Raw genomic sequence first — 19,478 nt, forward strand, 5'->3', positions numbered from 1 at the left:
CGGGAGTAATCATGACGCAGAACAGTTCCCAGACCAGCCTGCTGCAGGGCTTAGCGCAAAAACTGCGCGGCCTGTTTTCTCCCGGCGGCAAAGGTCCGGATATGGATTCTCGCGGCGGCGGCAAGCGCGGCTGTAATGACCGGGGCCTGCTGGTTTTTGACCACACAGGCGAGGTTATCCGCGCCGAGCGCCTGCTGCGCAAGGCCGGGCTGGATGTGGAAGTCAAAGGGCCACCGCCGGAACTGCGCACAGGCTGCGACATGGTGGTGGTTTTTGAACTGGTGAGTCAGGCGCGCGTTCTGGATGTTCTGGAGCGGGAAGGTCTTGCGCCCAGCCAGGTAGTCAGCGCCCACGATGTGCTGCTGGAGCCAGTGTCCCTGTTTCAGATAAAACATCTGGATGACCGCTGGCTGATGGTGCGCGCCGCCAACATGAAAATTACCCTTGATGCTGCTGACGGGCGCATTGTGAATATTTCGGGCGGCGGCTGCCCCGATGTGCCGTGGGTGGCGCATCGGCTGTGCGGCCTGCGCCTTGATGAAGCCCCGGACCCCCTGACTCTTGGGCAGACCCTCTGCTGCTACAGCCTGCAAAAGGCCTTTGAAGAATTACGGAGGCAAGTCGCATGTGGTGCATAGCAGGGACCCTGCCCGACCCTGATTTTGCACTCTGCCCTGCTGGGCTTGAGGACGAAAGCACGGTCGCAGGCGGCCTGCTCCACCTGCCCGATGGTCAGGCAGTGCCCGTGCAGCGGGGCACTGCGGCCCTTGCCGCCACTGCTATTCTTGCCTGCAAGGAACTGGGCATTGCTCCGCCGCGTCTGCTGCTGGCGGGCGACCCTGGTTCCGGCGCGGGCAGCCGAGCCATTTACGCATGGCTGGAACAAAACCTGGCGGGCATTGTCCCTGCGGGGCTGACCTTTCACTATCTTTTCCCTGATCAGGATTGGCACAACCGGGTGCTCATGGCCGTTCAGGCCCTTGCCGTGCCGCCAGTCATGGTGGCAGATGCGGGCTTTATGTATGTAGCGAAAATGAGCGGTTATGCCGATGCCTACGACCTTTTTACCCCTGATCTGGGCGAACTGGCCTTTCTGGCAGATGAAAAAGCCCCCCACCCCTTTTATACGCGGGGTTTTCTGCTGGCGCGCGAGGATGACGTGCCGCCGCTTTTGCAACGCGCTCTTGAGCACGGCAACTGCCCGAAAAACCTGATTATCAAGGGATCAAAAGATTACATTGTTGTGGATGGCCGCGTGGTCGCCAAGGTGGATGCGCCTTCGGTTCCGGCCATGGAATGCATTGGCGGCACAGGCGATCTGGTGACCGGGCTGGCAACAGCTTTTTTGTGCGGCGGCGCGGCAATGGGCGAGGCCTGCACGGCGGCGGCCCGCATGGCGCGCCTGCTGGCGCAGCTCTGCGCGCCCAACCCCGGCACCCAGATTGGCGAACTGATTGAAATGCTGCCAAAAGCCATGCGCGGTGCGCGCTCAGTGTGGCCGACCACTCTTTCTGCATCATCCGTCTAGTCCGCGCCGCAAGGCGCAGACATGCCCCGCGCTATCAGATTCGTGCAGACGGGCGCAGACCTCCTACCCGCCGGATCAGCAGACCCGCAAGCCCGTTTACAAAGAAAAGGCCCTCCGTAAGCACGGAAGGCCGCATTTTTTAATGAAATACAGTGCAATGCCGGTATACGCTCACCGCGCTATCAGTGATGCTCGGCCTTTTGCCGCCGGGCGCGCAATCGCAAGGCAACGCGCCACATCCAGCCCGCTGCCAGCCCCACGGCGATGCCAAGAAAATCAAACAGTGTTTGCGCGGCCATATGCGGGCGGTCAAAACCCCAGGCAGCGGCTTTATTCCACGAGGGATGGTAAAGCGCCCAGGCAATGGAAGCCATCAAGGCCAGCACCCCCAGCGCACCGAACAGCCAGTAGGCGGGAATGGGTTCTTCCCAGAAAAAGGACGAACGGTAAAAACGTCGCCGGGCCATGCACACAGTCAGCAGCACAATACTGACCATGGATGCGGTTATCCACGAAAAACCGTTGAGCAGGGCTCCCGCAATCCCCAGGCAAAGAAACAGCACCGCCATCTGGAACCCGCGCGACTGCCGCCGCTCAAGCCCGTATGAAACAAAGAGCAGCATCGCGCCCGAAATAGCCGTAAGAAAATGCCCCACAGCCAGCGCCTCGTAAGGAATCATGCTGCGCAAGGCGTGCAGCATATGCCTGCCGGGCGGCAGCATGGCGCAGACAAGCAAAATCACGCCCGCTGCAAAAACCATATAGGCAGAAATGGAATGCGAGAGTACGGAAAGCCAGCGGCCAGTCTCGCGCAGCATGTCGCTGCGCTGGCGCACCTCGTAAACAGCCAGCAGCAATGCGGCTGCCAGCAACGGAATGATAAAGTAAATGATGCGAAACAGCAGCACCGCCGCAAATACAGCCTGCGCCTGCGTTGTGTGGGTAAGGTGCAGAATGACAAGCTCAAAAACACCAACCCCGCCGGGGATGTGCGTAAGCACCACAGCCACCTGGGCCATGAGGTAGCTTGGCAGAAAATCAAGAAACGATATGCCCATGTTGCCGGGCAGCAGCACGTACATGCAGCCCGCTGCGGCGATAATGTCCACCCCGGCCACAAGGGCCTGGGCAAAGGCGATATGCGGCGGCGGAAAGACAAATTCCTTACCAAACAGGTGTACGGGCTTGCGCACGGTACAGCATAAAATCAGGTAGGAGCAGGCAATAAGCAGCAGCACCACGCCCAGAATGCGCACGTCTGTCATGGGCATTTTTGCCAGCAGATCATCAGGAATGGCAGGCGGGCTTATGATAAAAATCAGACCGCACAGCCCCAAAGCGCCCACCCAGAATGTGACCGCCAGCATCAGCACCAAGCGCACAATCTCTGCCAGCGAAAAACCCCAGGCTGAATAAAAACGGTAACGCACGCTGGTGCCGCCCAGCAGCGCGCCAAAGTTGTAGCTGACAGCCTGCCCCACAAATGAAACAAGCCCCACTCGGGGCAAAGGCAGGGTTTTGTGAATGGCCTTGAGCGCCAGCCAGTCGTAGCCCACAAGAATAATGTAATTGACCACCATCAGCAGCAACGAGCAGAGAATCCGCCCGTGCGATATCTGGCTTATACTTTCGCGAATCTGGGCTATGCTGTAACTTTTAAGCTTATGGTACAAAAGGTACACAGCCAGAAAAAACACCGCCGTGACAAGCACTGCCCCAAGATAACGCAAATATTTTTTCATAGTCTGCCGTTGTTCATACAGTTGTTATATGCCGCTCAAACCAAGCGTTTTACGCAGCTCTTCCCTGCGGGCGCAAGCGCCTGCCGCGTTGGGCGCATCTCCAACATATACGCAGGCTCACTGCCGCGCAAGCCTGAACCTCATGTCGATTACATGACATTATGCAGAGGCAGGGCAGGTCTTTCCCAGCCCGCGCGCTTCGGGGCTTGACCGTTTTGCGCCCAGTAGGTAGTGTGTACTTGCTGTTACGGATTATCGCCCGGTTAACGCAGCCGGGTTTTGCGCACAGTCACTGCGGCCCGTGCAGCCTTTTTCCCGGAAAATACCCCCCATTGCTTGCTCCGCTGCCTGGGCAGCGGCGCTTTTTTTTCGTTTGTGAGGTCAGATTATGGCAACCATGACAAGCATCCCCATTTCCGTGCAAGGCTACAAAAAGCTGGAAGACGAACTGGCCCGCCTGAAGAGCGAACGGCCCGCCATCATCCAGGCCATCAAAGAAGCCCGTGAAGAAGGCGACCTGCGAGAAAACGCCGGGTACGACGCCGCGCGGGAACGTCAGGGCATGGCTGAAGCCCGCATCAAATACATTGAATCCCGCATGGCGCTCTATCAGGTCGTTGATCTTGATTCCCTGAAGGGCGACAAGGTCATCTTTGGCTCTACAGTTGAGGTTGAGGATGTGGACAGCGGCGAAGCACGCTCCTTCACCATTCTCGGCCCCGACGAGGCCGACCCCGCCAAGGGTTCCATCTCGTTCCTTTCCCCTGTGGGCCAGGCCCTGCTGGGGCGCGAAGTAGGCGATGAAGTGACCGTGGATATTCCGCGTGGCCGCGTTACCTACGAAGTGATCAACATCAGCTTTAAAGGCAGCAACGTGCTGAACTAGGGCCGGGGCTGCTGCCCTGGTCTCCGCCAGCCGACGCCGCGCCTTTCTGGCTTCGCGGCAACGGTTTTATCCCAGACGTATTTTCCGCAGCGCGTCAACGCGCAAACATACCGCAGTGCGACCACATGGCGCGCTCTGGCCTCTCTGCACAACCGCAGGGCGGCGGGGCGCGCCTGACAAAAACTTTCCGGTCGGGCCGTTGCGCCGTGATGCTCACAGGCATATGCCGCACGGCTGCCAGCCCAGACCCGCACGGGCGTATTTATACCTATGCGCCTCTTGGCAGACCCCGCCCGCATTTGCTACTCTTGCGCGTTCCAACGTTCCGGCGCTGGTAAAAAAACAGCGCCACATAACCCAAGGCCTACTATGACTCTAACGCTGCCGCGTCTGCTCTACCTCTTGGCCGCGCTCGCGCTGTATATGCTGCTCTGGCACAATCCGGTGACCATATTCATGGCTGCCTGTCTGTCATGCCTTTCGTTGCCGCTTTACCGGACGCTACAAATGAAGGGCCGGATATGGCGCAAACGCCTTGAAAAAACTCGGAGCGGCCCCCGCTGGCGTAAATTCCGGCTTGGTCTCTCAAGCAGCCTGCCCCTCTATGCGTATATAACCACTCTCCTCTCTTCCATACTAGTTCCCATTGCCATGCTCGCCCTGCTGGTGACGCCGCAGGCGGCGGCTGGTTTTGCGCGCTTGCGCGAACTGCAAGCCAACAACTTTCAGTTGCCGCCCGAGTGGGTGGCCAATATTCAGCAATGGCGGCTAAGCCTTGCAGAATATCCGCGCGCAGAAAAGATGGTCAGCGACTTTCTGCAAAAACTGGATGCATTTTTTGGCGACGCCATGAGCCTGCTTTTGAGCCGAAGCATGGATTTTCTCGGCGGCACCATGACAGTGCTGTGGACAAGCTTTCTGTTCTTTACGCTCACGGTGATCTTTACCACTTATGCCCGCCACATCCGCAAGATTTCCGGCAGGATATTCCACATACCGCAAGCAATGCTCTGCCGCTTTACGGCTGCCATCCACCGGGCGTTACGGGGCATTCTGCTGGGCATTGTGCTGGTGGCTGCGGCGCAGGGCATCTTGTGCGGCATTGCCTTTGCCGTTGCAGGGGTGCGCCAGCCAGCATTCTGGGGCCTACTCGCCACGCTCGTGGCCCCCATTCCCGCCATTGGCACGGCCATAGTGTGGGCGCCGCTTTGCCTTTCGCTCTGGTTCACCGGCAACAGCATGGCAGCTGTGGGCCTGGCCCTTTGGGGAGTTGTGGTGGTGGCTGGCGTGGATAACATCCTGCGTCCGCTCTTTTTGCAGCAGGGCATCAAGGCCCCGTTCTTTGTATTGATCATCGCCATACTTTGCGGTCTGGCGAGCTTTGGGCCGGTAGGCCTTATTGTGGGCCCTGTGCTGCTGGCATTTGCCATCCAGGCAGTGGAAGAAGGCAACCGCACTTATAGGCACAATGGATAAGATAGACACCATACATTCCGGTTTTGGCAGGCTTGCCCCCGGCGATCAGCCCGGCAGATTGCAGCCCAGCAGACGTCCGCAAGACGGTAAACCCCGCGATGCTGTGTTTGCGCCATCAGCTCTGAGCTGCGTGCGGCGCGTGGCGGTATTCAGCATCCTTTTTTGCGCCATATGCGCAATGCTGCTTGCAGGTGCAACAGAATCTCGTGCAGCCAGAGGCGTGCGCGCGGCTATTCTAGTCAACATGGATACTGGCAAGGTGCTTTTTGAAAAAAACGCCGACATGTCCATCCCGCCTGCATCGCTCACCAAGGTGATGTCCATGTTCCTGACCATGGATGCCGTCAGCGCCAACCGGCTAAGCCTTGACGAAAAAATCCGCATCACACCTGCCGCGTCCACCGTGGGCGGCTCGTCCATGCACCTCCGCAACGGTGAGCGCGTGGCGGTCAGGCAACTGCTCACCGGTGCTGCCGTTGCATCCGGCAATGACGCCATTACGGCGCTTGCCCTGCGTGTGGCTGGCAACGAGCGGCAATTCGTGCGCGCCATGAATCAAAAAGCCAAAGGGCTGGGCTTGAACCGCACGGAATTCAAAAATCCCACGGGTCTGCCCGCCGCAGGGCAGCGCTCCACCCCTCGCGATATTGCCAGCCTGACCCGCGCCTACCTTCGCGCCCACCCCGGCGCGCAAAAATTTCACAGTACCCGCGTTTTTACTCACAGGAACAGACAAATGGCCAATACAAACGCGCTCCTTGGCTCTGTGCGCGGCGTCAATGGCCTGAAAACGGGCTGGACTGTGGCCTCGGGCTACAATCTTATTGTTACAGCCCAGCGCGGCAATACCCGCATCCTGGCTGTGGTTATGGGCGGCACAAGCCGCAATGCCAGGGATGCCATGGCAACACGGCTGATCGAAGCAGGCTTTGACGGCGGCGGCGACCCAAAGAAAATCCGGCGCGCCATGGGCTACAGACGCTAAAAAAATCTCAAAGATTCAAGATAGTTTTATTGTAAAAAGGTTGTGAGAAACTGGCCGGATATCTGGCCGATTTCCACAACCTTTTTATTTTTGGTACGCCATTGCGCCACTCATTGCCGCTTAGTATCAAACAAGGGATATATAAAATGATGCAGACATGAATGCGGCCACGCGGGGGGGGGGCCACAGACGTACATGCCCCAAGCAGAAAGTCCGTCTGACGCAGTCTACAGCAGCCATGCGCAGACTGCTTCCCGCCCTGCACAGTTCCCCGCGCTAAGAGAATTTTTGGCTGTTGACAAGAAAGGCGGGCTTTCTGTGCGGGGAGTGCACATAGGCGTGCATGACCCAAACAGAAAGCCCGCCTGACGCAGTCAGCAGCCAAAAAGACCTTAGCGCGTAAGGCGGATTCTCTGCGCGGGGAGCGCACATAGACACGTGCATGACCCAAACAGAAAGCCCGCCTGACGCAGTCAGCGGGCAAAAAGACCTTAGCGTCCCAGAGCTTGCTCCAGATCGGCGATAATATCGTTCACATGCTCAACGCCCACAGAGAGGCGCACCATGCCGGGGGTGATACCGGCTTCGCGCAGCTGATCATCGGTCAGCTGGCGGTGGGTGGAGCTGGCGGGATGAAGCACACAGGTACGGATGTCGGCCACGTGAACCTGGAGAGAGATCATTTTAAGGCTGTCGATAAAGCGTGCGCCTGCTTCCCGTCCGCCTTTAAGGGAGAGGGAGATGACGCCGCTGCATCCCTTGGGCATATACTTGTCAGCCATGGCTTTTTGCGGGTGGCCGGGCAGGCGCGGATAATTGACGGATTCCACGGCGGGATGCTTTTCCAGATAGGCGGCGATGGCCTCGGCATTGCGGCAGTGGCGTTCCATGCGCAGGGGCAGGGTTTCGAGGCCCTGATTGATGTAGAACGCGCCCTGAGGGCTCTGGCAGCAGCCCATATCGCGCATGAGCTGCACGCGCGCCTTGACTATGTAGGCGGCCTTGCCGAAAGCCTGGGAGTACACGAGGCCGTGGTAGGAGGGATCGGGTTCGGTAAATTCGGGGAATTTGCCGGAGGCCCAATCAAAGTTGCCGCTGTCCACGACAACGCCACCCACCTGGAGGGCGTGGCCGTCCATATATTTGGTGGTGGAATGGACTACGATGTCGGCCCCGAATTCAAAGGGGCGGCAAAGCACGGGCGTGGCAAAGGTGTTGTCGATGATCAGGGGCAGCCTGTGCCTGTGGGCCAGATTGGCAAAACGCTCAATATCCAGAACGTCCATGGAAGGGTTGGAGAGCGTTTCGCCAAACACGGCGCGCGTGTTGGGGCGGAAGGCCTTTTCCAGTTCCGCCTCGGAGGCGGTCTGATCCACAAAGGTAACTTCAATGCCCAGTTTTTTGAGGGTAACGGCAAAAAGATTGAACGTGCCGCCGTAAATGCTGGCGGCGCTCACCACATGGTCGCCACTCTGGGCCACATTGAGCAAGGACAGCATGCTCGCCGCCTGACCGGACGAAGTACACAGCGCGCCAACGCCGCCTTCAAGCGCGGCGATTTTCTGCTCCACGGCATCAACCGTAGGATTACCAAGGCGGGAGTAAAAAAAGCCCGCTTCGGCAAGATCAAAAAGCTTCGCCACTTCGGCGGTGGTGTTGTACTTAAAGGTAGTGCTCTGCACTATGGGCAGAACGCGGGGTTCGCCATTGCCCGGTTCATAGCCCGCGTGCAGACAAAGAGATTCCGTTTTCATGCCGTCCTCTGCTGTGCTTGTGTTGGAAATTGCCGCATGTCTCCGGCTGCAATGCCGTGCGATTCAGGCACCGTAGCGCAAGCAAAGGGGCGAGGCAACCACCAAGCCTGCCTGAAAAATTTCCTGTACGGCTGATGAAGAGAAAGCAAAAAAAGTTCCTTCCTATTGACCGTTTGCATGTAGAAGTATAGGATTCTAAGAAGCAGGTGGTCGCCCTGTGGCGTGTGGCATTCTGGGGATAGCTATGACAATACGCTCTGTGACGCACCGCCCGAGTTTCTGATTTTTGTTTGCTGACAGCGCCGCAAAAAGAGCGGCCTTTCGTACGTTGTAGCGCCGCTGTCTTGATGCGGAGTTGGCGCGATTTTGTTGCGCCGCAAGCGGGCCCTGTGGCGGGGCCGAGCAAAGCCTTTCACTCACTTTTGCCAGGAGGCTATTATGCGTATTGCCGTGGGTCTGGGCAAAAAAGGCGGAGAAGAGCGTTTAGAGCGCCAGGGCATAAGCCGCCGTGACTTCATGAAATTCTGCACGGCGGTGGCGGTGACGATGGGCTTTGGCCCCTCATTCGCCTCCGAGGTGGCCGCTGCGCTGACCGGGCGTCGTCCTTCAGTGGTGTATCTGCACGCCGCTGAATGCACGGGCTGTTCCGAAGCGCTGCTGCGCACTTACAAACCCTTTATTGATGCCGTCATTCTTGACACCATTTCTCTTGACTACCACGAAACCATCATGGCCGCCGCCGGCGAAGCCGCCGAACAGGCCCTGCATGCCGCCGTGGAAAACCCCAATGGCTTTGTCTGCATGGTCGAAGGCGCCATTCCTACGGGCATGGACAACAAGTATGGCTACATTGGCGGCCATACCATGTACGACATCTGCAAAGAAATTCTGCCCAAGGCCAAGGCCGTGGTCAACATTGGCACCTGTGCCTGCTACGGCGGCGTTCAGGCTGCCAAGCCGAACCCCACCGGCGCCAAGGGCGTGAACGAATGCTTTGCCAGCCTGGGCGTCAAGGGCATCAATATTCCCGGCTGCCCCCCCAACCCCCTCAATATGGTCGGCGCACTTGTGGCCTTTTTGCAGGGCCAGAAGATTGAACTGGACGAACTGGGCCGCCCGCTCATGTTCTTTGGTCAGAGCGTGCATGACCTTTGCGAACGCCGCAAGCACTTCGACGCCGGCGAGTTTGCGCCTTCCTTCAATTCGGAAGAAGCGCGCAAGGGCTGGTGCCTTTACGAAGTGGGCTGCAAAGGCCCGCAGACGTACAACAACTGTCCCAAGGTTCTCTTCAATGAGACCAACTGGCCGGTGGCTGCCGGGCATCCCTGCATTGGTTGCAGCGAACCCGGTTTCTGGGACGAAATGTCGCCGTTCTACCAGAACTAGGGGGAATCATGAGCCAGATCAAACAAACGCCCCAGAGCAGCTACACCGGGCCCATTGTGGTGGACCCGCTGACCCGCATCGAAGGGCATCTGCGTATTGAAGTTGAAGTTGAAGGCGGCAAAATCAAGGACGCCCGTAGCTGCGGCACACTTTACCGTGGCCTTGAAGTCATCCTGAAGGGCCGCGATCCGCGTGATGCCCAGCACTTCACCCAGCGCACCTGCGGCGTCTGCACTTACACGCACGCCCTTGCCTCTACACGCGCGCTCGAAGACGCCATCAACAAGCCCATCCCGGCCAACGCCACCTATATCCGCAACCTCGTGCTGGCCATGCAGTTCATGCATGACCACGTGGTGCATTTCTATCACCTGCACGCCCTCGACTTTGTGGACGTGGCCAATGCCCTGCAGGCCGACCCGGCCAAGGCAGCCAAGCTGGCCCAGTCCATTTCGCCGCGTCCGGCCAAGGCTGAAGACTTTGCCGCCGTGCAGGCCAAACTGAAGACCTTTATTGAAAGCGGCCAGCTTGGCCCCTTCACCAACGCCTACTTCCTGGGCGGCCACCCGAGCTACTACCTGGAGCCGGAAGCCAACCTGGTTGCCACCGCCCACTATCTGGAAGCCCTGCGCGCCCAGGTGGAAATTGCCAAGGGCATGGCCGTGTTCGGCGCCAAAAACCCGCACACCCAGTTCACCGTGGCTGGCGGCGTGACCTGTTACGAAGCCTTGACGCCCCAGCGCATCAAGGAATTCCGCGAATTGTACAAGAAGGCCCGCACCTTCATTGAACAGGTCTACATTCCCGACCTGCTCATGGTTGCCGGTCAGTACAAGGACTGGGCGGCCATTGGCGGCACCGACAACTTCATGGCGTTTGGCGAGTTCCCCGCTGCTGGCGGCGAACGCGACCTCAACAGCCGCTGGTACAAGCCCGGCGTCATTTATGACCGCAAGATCGGCTCGGTGCAGCCCTTTGATCCTTCCAAGATCGAAGAACACGTGCGCCACAGCTGGTACGAGGGCGACAAGGCCCGCACCCCCTACGAAGGCGAGACCAAACCCTTCTTCACCAAGATGGGCGACACCGACCGTTATTCCTGGCTCAAGGCTCCCCGCTATGCGGGTCAGTCCATGGAAACCGGCCCTCTCGCTCAGGTCCTGGTGGCCTACGCCCAGAACCACAAGACCATCAAGCCTGCGGTTGACGGCGTGCTGAAGGCCTTGAACGTGGGCCCCGAAGCCCTGTTCTCCACCTTGGGCCGTACTGCCGCCCGCGGTATCCAGACTCTGGTTATCGCCCAGCAGACCGAAAACTGGCTCAACGAGTACGAAAACAACATTGGCAAGGACAAGCAGATCGTCGAAGACTACGCTGTTCCTGCCAATGCCAAGGGCGTGGGCTTCCTGGATGCCCCCCGTGGCGGTCTTTCGCACTGGATCCGCATTGAAGAAGGCAAGATTGGCAACTTCCAGCTCGTGGTGCCCACCACCTGGAACCTCGGACCCCGGGACGCCAAGGGCGTTATGGGTGCTGCCGAGCATGCGCTTGTCGGCACCCCTGTGGCCGATCCCAAGCGCCCGGTTGAAATCCTGCGCACCATCCACTCCTTCGACCCCTGCATCGCCTGTGCCGTGCACGTTATCGATGGAGAAACCAACGAAGTGCACAAGTTCAAGGTGCTGTAGCAGCGCATTGAACACGCAGTAAATTGGCTTTGAAAAGGGCGGGGCTTCCCCGCCCTTTTTTATTTTGAGCCACCGCAGCAGCATTCCCACAAACAGCCTGCAACTCAGTTGCGCAAACAACATAGACCAGAGAAAAATATTTTGGCATACTGCACAGATATGCGGCATTGCATCCACCTGGGACGCCGTGCGCACACTGGCAGCAACCCCCACATGAGAGCGCCAACGTGGAACAAAAAAGAATAATGATTATGGGCGTCGGCAACATATTGCTGACAGACGAAGGCTTTGGCGTACGCGCCGTGGAATATTTGCAGACCAAGTATACCTGGCCGGAAAATGTTCGCCTTGAAGATGGCGGCACGCAAGGCCTTTTGCTTATGTCCACGCTGATGGATTGCGATACGCTGGTGGTTCTTGACGTGGTGCTTGGGCCGGAAAAACCCGGCACCATCTATATGCTGGAAGGTGAAGACCTGCGCAAAAGCCTGAGCTTCCGCGATTCCATGCACCAGACTGATCTTCTGGATACACTGATCACATGCAGCATGGCTGGGCATGATGTGCAGGCCGTTGTTTTTGGCCTACAGCCTTTTGACTATCACACCATGCAGGTTGGGCTGACCCCGGAAGCCGAAAAACTTCTGCCGGAATTTTGCACCAAGGTTGTTGCTGCGCTTGCAGAGCGCGGCATCGCCGCCGCACAGCCTGCCGCCTAAAAAAATTTGCTGCAACAAGGCATTCTGCGCGTATTTGAGGCTGAGCCGCCGCGCAGGCGCGAAAACGTATCGCGTCCGCGTGAGCTTGACACTCTGATTGTCTGCATCACGGCAGTCTGCAAAGCAGCGCTTTGTGCCACATAAATAAAACAGGCCGGACGCGTTATCGGAAATTTCCGACTCGCGCCCGGCCTTATCGCACTGGCAGCTTTTGTCTGATGCTGGTCAGGATTCGTCAGGGAGCGAGTCTTCGCTGAACAGAGCAAAGCCCTCAGAGCGCAGCATCTCTGCCCACACGCCATCCCCCGCACAAAACGTGTGGCTAAAGCTGCCATCATAAATACGGTCAAATCCGCAGGATGGCGAGCGGCTCTTTATAATTGCGGCGGTGCAGGCATTCTTGCGGGCAAGGTCCACAGCAAGAGCCGCGCCACGCTCAAAAGCATCCGTCACGTCTTGCCCGTCACGGTTCACAACGCGGTTGCCCAACCGTTCGCAGGGACTGCGCGGCGTTTCAAGCCCGCCCAGGGCCTCCGGGCAGACAGGCACTGCCCTGCCCTCTTCCACCAGCCGCACCACAAGCGCGCACGTATTGTCGCCGCCGTCATAGCGGCAGCGTTCACCAGCCAGACAGGCGCTGACTATGTAGCGCGGGGTCATTACTTGCTTTCACCTTCGGGCAGCAGGGCCGCTTCCCACATTTCCTGATAATACATGCAGGTGCCGGGATTCCAGGCCGTAGCCGTGGCGTGGTCATAACTTTCTGTTATGGGCCAGTCTGTGTGGGCCTTCAAGGCTTCCTCAAAGGAAGGGGCCTCCACAACAGCCTCAAATTCCAGATTCAGCGTATAATTGGGGCCTTTCATAAAGCGCAGATGATAATGCGGCATAGCCTTATCCTTCGCACTGTTTCGCCAGCAAATGCTGGACGAACGGTTATCAAGCCCGGTGCAACGGGCGGTCGAGTCGCGGACAGGAATGATGCGGGACAGGAGCACAGTGTACGCCCGCCCGTTGCATACCAATGGCGCGCAGCCTTGACCGTGGCGGTCAGCTTGACCCATGTGCACCTTGCAGCAACAATGCAATTTCGTTGCTGCCGTATCACACAAGAGCGCCGGGGAGGAAATCCTCCCCGGCGTTCATATCAATGGGCGTCAGGCACGTCTAGTGCGTGGTCATGACGAACTTGCTGATGACAAAGAGCACAACCAGCAGAACCACGCCGATGCCCCAGCTCCAGTGAACGAGCTTGAGTTCAACGGGATCCAGCGGTTCGTATTCCATCTTCTCGATTTCTTCGTGAAGCTTAACTTCAGTTTTCGTTTCCATAACTTACTCCGTATATTGGACTAGCCAGCCATCACAGGCGGGGTCATGCCGTGGAAGAAGGCATAAGAAATGAACAGGCCCACCCAGATGATGAAGCCGAACAGGCACACGATGTACACAACTGCCAGACGGCCAATGCCTTCTTCCTTCAGCTTGCGGAAGTTGGACACCAGACCGATGCTGAAGAAGGTCAGCAGGAAGAACATGACGCGGAAGCCGTTGAGGGCGCCGGCCATGGACTTGCCGAGCTTGTGCAGTTCAGGCGAAGACAGGCAGAAGAACAACAGGATCAGGAAGGTGCCAAGGTACCCCAGCACGAAGCGGGGGAAACGATCCATAACGTCGCTCCAGGTCATGGTGCGTTCGCCACGGGTTTTGTCGAACTTGGCAGTCCAGATGTAGGCGAGGACCAGGGCCCACACGCCGATGAACATGTCGATGAAGATTTTGACGGTGGTGGTCACCATCACGATCCAGCCTGGCTCCCACTTGGTGCCGAGGCCAGCCATCTTGGAAAGAATCAGGGATTCAGTAATGGCACCGCTGGCGATAGCGCCGCCGTCAGACTTAACGGCGAGGCCCATCCAGCCACCGGCCACCATGGGTTCGGTGTACAGGAAGTGCTGCGCGATGAAAGGCAGAATCAGCATTTCGATGCAGGTGAACACCACGACCAGCGAGGAAACCATGATCGGCACCACAGGCCGGGCGCGGATGGCGCCGCCGGTGGCAATGGCCGCCGAGACGCCGCAGATGGAAATGCCCGAAGCAAGGGGAGCGGCCCATTCCTTGTTGAACTTGAAGTACTTACGAGCCACGTAGTAAACAACGGACCAGTACAGCAAATAGGCTTCAACAATGGCGCACAGGCCTCGGAAAATAACGTGACCGGAAAGCCAGCGGCGTCGGCGGCCTTAACGCCAAGTTCGGCACCAAGAATAACGATGGCGATCTTGACGAAAAGTTCGGGGCGGCAGGCTTCGCGCAGGGATTCAGCAAAACCGGGCGTAAGGTTGCCCAGCAGAATACCCATGACCAGCGCCACAATAAGGCCAGCCTCGGTGCTCAGACCAAGCGACCAGGTGATGCCCTGCTTGGCGATTTCCGTGGGGTTGGCTGCAATGTAGGCGTTTGCGCCAACAGTGTAGCAGGCGATGGCAATGAAGAAAATGCAGGTAAAACCGTAAAGGAACTTGCCGATGTTGCCCTTCATGAGCTTGATGCCCACAGACATGACGGCGGCAATGAACACATAGCTGGCGATCAGAGCCCCCACGCCAGGCAACAAGCCTTTGGACGCCGATTTCCAGCAATCAAGCGGGCTGTTAACCCACATGCCCATTTTGAGGCCCCAGCCCAGCAGATCCAGGCCAGCGAACTTGCCCAGCGCCAGCAAGAAGATGAAGCAGCCGATAAGCAGGGCTACTTTGTCTTCATTATAGGCTTTTGTTGATGCCATACCCAAACTCCTCCGTACAGGTTAAGCTAAACAAACAAACTCCAGCCGCACCTACGCCGCACAGACCACCTTGTTCTATAAAGAACAGAGCAGTCTTTATGAGGCGTCTTGCCGCGGAAACAGCTGGAAACCGATACTTGCAGCACCAATTTTGCGGTCTGCCGACCATTGGCGCATGTGGAAAAACATACCTTTATGCAAGATATTGTCAAGCTTAAGTCCAAAGTTTAACAATCAGTCATCAAGTACCAGAGCTGTTTCGCCAGCGAGTAAAGCTAAAAAAACGCACCACCTCCTCGCCCTTCTATTCACATGCCTGCCCATGCGCCTCTTCTCCAAACCTCGTTCAAGGTGGAAGGCAGAGTATAAAAATGCAGGCTATAACATTTTTTTCAAATTTTCTGTTGACACTACCCAGCAGTTTCACATATACACGGTTCTCGCGTTGGGCTGTCGTTCAATTGGCAGGACGACGGATTCTGACTCCGTTAATCAAGGTTCGAGTCCTTGCAGCCCAGCCAACAACACCGCGTCCCCATCGTCTAGCCGGCCCAGGACAACGGCCTTTCACGCCGTCGACAGGGGTTCAAATCCCCTTGGGGACGCCAATCGAGAATAAAGGGTTACATTGAAAAATGTAACCCTTTTTTCGTGCCCTTTCTACAGCCCCACGGGGCGCATTCCCCGCAGCATTCATTTTTCTTCTACTCCGGCACCTTCTGCGCGTGAGGGCAAGCTGGCCTGCCCCTGTCTGCCATTTACTCTGGACGGACGCCATGCCCCGCCTTAGCGGCAGAGCAACCTACCATCAAACAGCCAGCAATCTCCAACATTCCCCAGCACGTGACCGCATACCCTCCCGACAAAAAACAAAAGGGCGGCCCCCGAAGGGAACCGCCAGATTTGTCGGTGGAATAAATCCACTTGTTATAGTTGTCTATCCAATTCTATCCTGCTAAGAAAAATCAGATGACATTTATTTAATACCAAATTTACACCACCATGTCAACGGGGATCGCATGCCTAAATATTACCGCTACAACCTGGGAATTGACCTTGGCATAGCCTCTATCGGCACAGCGCTGGTTCTCACTGATGGCTCAGGCAACCCCACCAAGGTGCTTGATCTTGGCGTGCGCACATTTGCAGTAACAGAAGGAGCAGCACGCAGACGTGAAAAGCGGCTTGAACGCAAGCATATACGCCGCAGACGGCAGCGCATAGCCAAGCTTAAGCTTTTTTTGCAGCAGCACGGCCTACTGCCCACCGACACCGGCCAACTGGCCAGCCTCATACGCAAAAACCCTTACCTTTTGCGTGCGCAAGGCACATCAGCCGCCTACCCATCGCTGTTTGACCTGGGCCGCAGCCTTCTGCACATGGCAAAATTTCGCGGAGCAGGCTTTTTAACGCAGTCGGAAGAAAATCCAGATGCCGAAATTGACGAAGAAAAGGAAAAGAAAAAAGACCGACAGAAAACCGCCAGCGTCTATCGCAGTCTGGAAGTAATCATCAAAAACAGCAAAAAAACATTGTCACATTTTTTTACGCAGCGGCTGGAGGAGAAAAGGCCCGTCCGCAGACGTCAGCATAATGTAAACACTCAGGCGGTAGATTACGCAGTTCCACGCTTTCTGGTAAAGGACGAATTTCGCAAAATATGGGCTAAACAATCACAGCACCACAAAAACCTCACTCCAGAGCTGGAACAAGCAATCTACAATCTTATTTTTGCCGACCACCCCCACGCGCCTTACGCCACAGGCTATTGCACGCTTATAGTGGGGCAAAAGCGCCTGCCTAGAATGCACAGGCTGGCAGAGCAAAGGCGTATTTACGAGCAGCTGGCCAATGTGCGCTACGTTACGCCCAAGGGCGAATATGCCCTGTCCAGAGAAATGCGCGACCACCTGGCGCAGCTGGCCTTTGGCGAAGGTACTAACCTTACAACAGCTGCCATAAAAAAATACATTGCTCAAACCGCTGGGCAAACGGTGGTTCGCGTCAATCTAGGGGATGATGACAAAACTATCCGTGGCTTCTGCCAGATTCGGGCTTTTGCCGACATACCCACATGGCAGACACTGTCGCAGCAAGAGCGCGACAATATAATTGATTTTATTGCCAACCCATCCGTAAAACCAGAGGAAGAAAACAGCGTACTGCTTCCAGAAGACGAAATGATAGCTGAGGTGTGCAAGCGCCTCGGCCTTGCAGTCGCAGGCAACGAAAAAGCCGTCAGCACTGCCATAGCCCGGCTAACCCCCGACAGAAGCAAACTTGGGATCGAGGCCACGCAGCGCATTCTGGAAAAGCTCATCGAGGGCCAGCAGGTAGAAACAGCCGACCCTATCACCGGCGAGGTTACATTGGTCTGGCGGCCCCATACCCACCGCACCGCTGCCGATGCCTGCGGTTTTGAATCGGAGGAGCAAGCCTTAAGCAAAAAATACGGCACTTTCTCCCAGCTTCCCTACTATGGCGAGGTGCTGCGGCAGGATGTAACGCCCATTCACCCGTGGCACACCAAGCAGGCCGCGCAGGAGGAGGCCGCGCACGGGCGCATTCCCAACCCTGTGGTGCATACGGCGCTCAACCAGCTGCGCAAGGTGGTCAATGAAATTGTGTCCCTCTATGGCAAGCCGCAGCGCATCCATATAGAGCTTGCCAGAGAGCTGGGCATGTCTGCCCCAAAGCGCGAGGAACTGACACGCGAATTGCAAAAACGCGAAAGGGAAAATGTTACCATTGACGAGGCGCTTGCAAACCTCGGCCTCTCCCCTACCCGCACCAACCGCACAAAATATCGGCTGTGGGAAGAACAGGGCAAGCGTAGCCTGTTCAGCTATGCCGAGATCAAGCAATCAGACATTGCAGCCTGCGAGATCGAACACCTCATCCCGCAATCGCACGGCGGGTCAGACAGTTACATGAATCTGGCCCTCGTGCACAGCAACGAAAACTTTGCCAAGGGCAACAGTTTTCCCTACCAGTTCATACAAAAAACAGCTCCAGACGCATGGCAGCATATTGCAAAGGTCATTGCAGACAAATCCTATCCCAAGGCCAAGGCGTGGCGTTTTTCGGCCGATGCCTGCAACCGTTTTGAGGAGCAGGGCGATGAGAATGCCACGGATAGCCGCCTTTCAAATACCAGCTATATGGCAAGAATTGCGGCACGGTATCTCCGCATGCTCTGTGCCGATGTAGTGGCTGTAAAGGGCGGCACCACGGCCAAACTGCGCCATCTGTGGGGGCTGGATGGCATTGAATATGAACTTCTTGGCCTGCCCATACGCAAGCACCAATACGACCCGGTCACGGGCGAGGTACAACTCAATAATTTTGGCTACCCGGTTCGCAATCCGTTATGGGTGGCAAAACCGCGCATAGATCATCGTCATCACGCCGTTGACGCCCTTGTGGCGGCCTGTACCACGCGCAGCATGGTGAGCCGCATGGTGCGCGATGAAAAGACAACTTGGCGCAAAAAAGATGGCGGGCCAGACTTTCCCTCACCCTTTGGCAGCGACACTGGCTGGTTCAGGCAGCAGATGCTGGAGGCCCTGAAAAAAGTGGTTGTTTCGCCCAAAAAGGAGCACGGCAAGGCGGGTGAATTACACGAAGACACCAAATGCCGTATCCTGCAGCAAGACACGCGCAATGGTTCCGATAAAATGCTTATCCGCTACCGCAGAGCGATGGACAAACTGAAAGACAAAAAGAGCGTGGCCGGAATATTGCCGGGGGCCACCATTCCGCACGATCTTCCAGCAGTGCAAACAGCGCATGCACAGTGCAAGGCCATTATCTACGCCATAGAATCCCGCTACGTTGCCGCCAGCGACAACCTTGAGGCAAGGCGGCAACAGGCCATAAAAGCGGGGGGCAGACTGCGCGACCTTACGCCACAGGCAAGAGAAACATCCATTGTGGCCGAGGCCATCGCCATGGCGCAACAGGCCGGGGCAATTGGGGCAACCTACCCGGCTCTTAAATTCAAAACCCTTGTGGCAGTCAATGATGCCTTGCAGTTCGGCTTTGAACCAAAAAACAATTACTGCATGGATTTTTATGAAACTACAGACGGCAAGATAGGCTGGGAATGCATTACCCGCATAGATGCCAACAACCCAAGCTTTGTGCCGGAATGGATGAGCAAAGGTGGACGTTTTATCTGGAATCTGTGCATTGACGATGTTATTGAGGTAGAGCTTACGCCAGAGCTTAAGGCCCACATTAAAGCACCCTGCCCCGTGGGAAAATGCTATATGGTGGTGCAAAGCATGAGCATCGATGGCAAACTTCAATGTAACCTGCTCAACGATGCACGCCCTCTCGATGGCAAAATTTCTACAGTAAAGAGCGGCACAGAAGTTCTTGCGGACTACACCCGGTGGACAAGTGGTGGACTTCGCCTGGGCCCATGGTGCAAGCTCAAGGCGCGCAAGGTGGATATTTCGCCCTTTGGCAAAATACTGCACAAACACAAAAAACTCTGGCATGGCAAAAAGGCGCCATAA

The 19,478-nt window shown here is 56.9% G+C and carries 14 protein-coding genes, 2 tRNA genes and 1 pseudogene; 11 read left to right on the forward strand and 6 right to left on the reverse strand.

Annotated elements, in window-relative coordinates:
- The first annotated feature begins 11 nt into the window (after positions 1 to 11).
- Both ACUZ9P_RS14190 and ACUZ9P_RS14195 read left to right on the forward strand, forming a co-directional pair.
- Positions 12 to 638 (forward strand): DUF3343 domain-containing protein, encoded by a 627-nt coding sequence (locus ACUZ9P_RS14190; RefSeq protein WP_449250186.1) that lies wholly within the window; start codon positions 12 to 14, stop codon positions 636 to 638.
- The gene (locus ACUZ9P_RS14195; RefSeq protein WP_449250187.1) at positions 626 to 1,528 is read left to right on the forward strand and encodes an NAD(P)H-hydrate dehydratase; all 903 of its coding nucleotides are present in this window, start codon (positions 626 to 628) and stop codon (positions 1,526 to 1,528) included. Before ACUZ9P_RS14190 ends, ACUZ9P_RS14195 begins: the two co-directional genes overlap by 13 nt.
- Before the next feature lie 182 nt (positions 1,529 to 1,710).
- Here ACUZ9P_RS14195 and ACUZ9P_RS14200 read toward each other — a convergent pair whose 3' ends face one another.
- Positions 1,711 to 3,270: a lysylphosphatidylglycerol synthetase family protein gene (locus ACUZ9P_RS14200; RefSeq protein WP_449250188.1), complete on the reverse strand. Its 1,560-nt coding sequence runs from the start codon at positions 3,268 to 3,270 to the stop codon at positions 1,711 to 1,713.
- Positions 3,271 to 3,667: 397 nt separating this feature from the next.
- On the opposite strand from ACUZ9P_RS14200, the gene greA reads away from it, so the two are divergent.
- The 3 genes from greA to ACUZ9P_RS14215 all read left to right on the forward strand — a co-directional run bounded on the left by greA (position 3,668) and on the right by ACUZ9P_RS14215 (position 6,617).
- Positions 3,668 to 4,156 (forward strand): transcription elongation factor GreA, encoded by a 489-nt coding sequence (gene greA / locus ACUZ9P_RS14205; RefSeq protein ID WP_022660011.1) that lies wholly within the window; start codon positions 3,668 to 3,670, stop codon positions 4,154 to 4,156.
- A 369-nt stretch (positions 4,157 to 4,525) separates the two neighbouring features.
- Positions 4,526 to 5,632 carry an AI-2E family transporter gene (locus ACUZ9P_RS14210; RefSeq protein WP_449250189.1) on the forward strand — a complete coding sequence of 369 codons (1,107 nt, stop codon included), beginning with the start codon at positions 4,526 to 4,528 and terminating at the stop codon, positions 5,630 to 5,632.
- Complete coding sequence (locus ACUZ9P_RS14215) at positions 5,625 to 6,617, forward strand: D-alanyl-D-alanine carboxypeptidase family protein (protein ID WP_449250190.1); 993 nt, start codon at positions 5,625 to 5,627, stop codon at positions 6,615 to 6,617. Before ACUZ9P_RS14210 ends, ACUZ9P_RS14215 begins: the two co-directional genes overlap by 8 nt.
- 491 nt (positions 6,618 to 7,108) lie before the next feature.
- On the opposite strand, the gene ACUZ9P_RS14220 is transcribed toward ACUZ9P_RS14215, so the two are convergent.
- A complete protein-coding gene (locus ACUZ9P_RS14220; RefSeq protein WP_449250191.1) occupies positions 7,109 to 8,371 on the reverse strand; it encodes an O-acetylhomoserine aminocarboxypropyltransferase/cysteine synthase family protein in 1,263 nt (420 codons plus the stop codon).
- Between the two features lie 438 nt (positions 8,372 to 8,809).
- Here ACUZ9P_RS14220 and ACUZ9P_RS14225 point away from each other — a divergent pair, with 438 nt between their 5' ends.
- The 3 genes from ACUZ9P_RS14225 to ACUZ9P_RS14235 all read left to right on the forward strand — a co-directional run bounded on the left by ACUZ9P_RS14225 (position 8,810) and on the right by ACUZ9P_RS14235 (position 12,164).
- Entirely contained in the window at positions 8,810 to 9,757 is a 948-nt protein-coding gene (locus tag ACUZ9P_RS14225) for a hydrogenase small subunit (protein ID WP_192112984.1), read from the forward strand.
- An 8-nt stretch (positions 9,758 to 9,765) separates the two neighbouring features.
- Positions 9,766 to 11,445 carry a nickel-dependent hydrogenase large subunit gene (locus ACUZ9P_RS14230; protein ID WP_291444855.1) on the forward strand — a complete coding sequence of 560 codons (1,680 nt, stop codon included), beginning with the start codon at positions 9,766 to 9,768 and terminating at the stop codon, positions 11,443 to 11,445.
- A 227-nt stretch (positions 11,446 to 11,672) separates the two neighbouring features.
- Entirely contained in the window at positions 11,673 to 12,164 is a 492-nt protein-coding gene (locus ACUZ9P_RS14235; protein ID WP_449250192.1) for a HyaD/HybD family hydrogenase maturation endopeptidase, read from the forward strand.
- A 225-nt stretch (positions 12,165 to 12,389) separates the two neighbouring features.
- Here the strand turns inward: ACUZ9P_RS14235 and ACUZ9P_RS14240 are convergent, their stop codons facing one another.
- From ACUZ9P_RS14240 to ACUZ9P_RS14255, 4 genes and pseudogenes are all read right to left on the reverse strand, one after another.
- Positions 12,390 to 12,824, reverse strand: coding sequence for a DUF523 domain-containing protein (locus ACUZ9P_RS14240; protein ID WP_449250193.1), 435 nt, complete (start codon positions 12,822 to 12,824; stop codon positions 12,390 to 12,392).
- Entirely contained in the window at positions 12,824 to 13,054 is a 231-nt protein-coding gene (locus tag ACUZ9P_RS14245; RefSeq protein ID WP_324835265.1) for a hypothetical protein, read from the reverse strand. Before ACUZ9P_RS14245 ends, ACUZ9P_RS14240 begins: the two co-directional genes overlap by 1 nt.
- Before the next feature lie 277 nt (positions 13,055 to 13,331).
- Entirely contained in the window at positions 13,332 to 13,496 is a 165-nt protein-coding gene (locus ACUZ9P_RS14250) for a hypothetical protein (RefSeq protein ID WP_022660002.1), read from the reverse strand.
- A gap of 20 nt (positions 13,497 to 13,516) precedes the next feature.
- A pseudogene (locus ACUZ9P_RS14255) lies at positions 13,517 to 14,955 on the reverse strand (putative sulfate exporter family transporter).
- 446 nt (positions 14,956 to 15,401) lie between these two features.
- Here ACUZ9P_RS14255 and ACUZ9P_RS14260 point away from each other — a divergent pair.
- From ACUZ9P_RS14260 to cas9, 3 genes are all read left to right on the forward strand, one after another.
- A tRNA-Gln gene (locus tag ACUZ9P_RS14260) sits at positions 15,402 to 15,476 on the forward strand.
- A 10-nt stretch (positions 15,477 to 15,486) separates the two neighbouring features.
- A tRNA-Glu gene (locus tag ACUZ9P_RS14265) sits at positions 15,487 to 15,563 on the forward strand.
- Between the two features lie 411 nt (positions 15,564 to 15,974).
- On the forward strand, positions 15,975 to 19,478 hold the full coding sequence (gene cas9, locus ACUZ9P_RS14270) for a type II CRISPR RNA-guided endonuclease Cas9 (protein WP_449250194.1): 3,504 nt from the start codon (positions 15,975 to 15,977) through the stop codon (positions 19,476 to 19,478).

The organism is Desulfovibrio intestinivivus (assembly GCF_053570665.1).

What these genes read in the sequence shown, in the direction of transcription:
- ACUZ9P_RS14190 (WP_449250186.1), top strand. Translation starts at nt 12, where the DNA reads ATGACGCAGAACAGTTCCCAGACCAGCCTGCTGCAGGGCTTAGCGCAA.
- ACUZ9P_RS14195 (WP_449250187.1), top strand. Translation starts at nt 626, where the DNA reads ATGTGGTGCATAGCAGGGACCCTGCCCGACCCTGATTTTGCACTCTGC.
- ACUZ9P_RS14200 (WP_449250188.1), bottom strand. Translation starts at nt 3,270, where the DNA reads ATGAAAAAATATTTGCGTTATCTTGGGGCAGTGCTTGTCACGGCGGTG.
- greA (WP_022660011.1), top strand. Translation starts at nt 3,668, where the DNA reads ATGACAAGCATCCCCATTTCCGTGCAAGGCTACAAAAAGCTGGAAGAC.
- ACUZ9P_RS14210 (WP_449250189.1), top strand. Translation starts at nt 4,526, where the DNA reads ATGACTCTAACGCTGCCGCGTCTGCTCTACCTCTTGGCCGCGCTCGCG.
- ACUZ9P_RS14215 (WP_449250190.1), top strand. Translation starts at nt 5,625, where the DNA reads ATGGATAAGATAGACACCATACATTCCGGTTTTGGCAGGCTTGCCCCC.
- ACUZ9P_RS14220 (WP_449250191.1), bottom strand. Translation starts at nt 8,371, where the DNA reads ATGAAAACGGAATCTCTTTGTCTGCACGCGGGCTATGAACCGGGCAAT.
- ACUZ9P_RS14225 (WP_192112984.1), top strand. Translation starts at nt 8,810, where the DNA reads ATGCGTATTGCCGTGGGTCTGGGCAAAAAAGGCGGAGAAGAGCGTTTA.
- ACUZ9P_RS14230 (WP_291444855.1), top strand. Translation starts at nt 9,766, where the DNA reads ATGAGCCAGATCAAACAAACGCCCCAGAGCAGCTACACCGGGCCCATT.
- ACUZ9P_RS14240 (WP_449250193.1), bottom strand. Translation starts at nt 12,824, where the DNA reads ATGACCCCGCGCTACATAGTCAGCGCCTGTCTGGCTGGTGAACGCTGC.
- ACUZ9P_RS14245 (WP_324835265.1), bottom strand. Translation starts at nt 13,054, where the DNA reads ATGCCGCATTATCATCTGCGCTTTATGAAAGGCCCCAATTATACGCTG.
- ACUZ9P_RS14250 (WP_022660002.1), bottom strand. Translation starts at nt 13,496, where the DNA reads ATGGAAACGAAAACTGAAGTTAAGCTTCACGAAGAAATCGAGAAGATG.
- cas9 (WP_449250194.1), top strand. Translation starts at nt 15,975, where the DNA reads ATGCCTAAATATTACCGCTACAACCTGGGAATTGACCTTGGCATAGCC.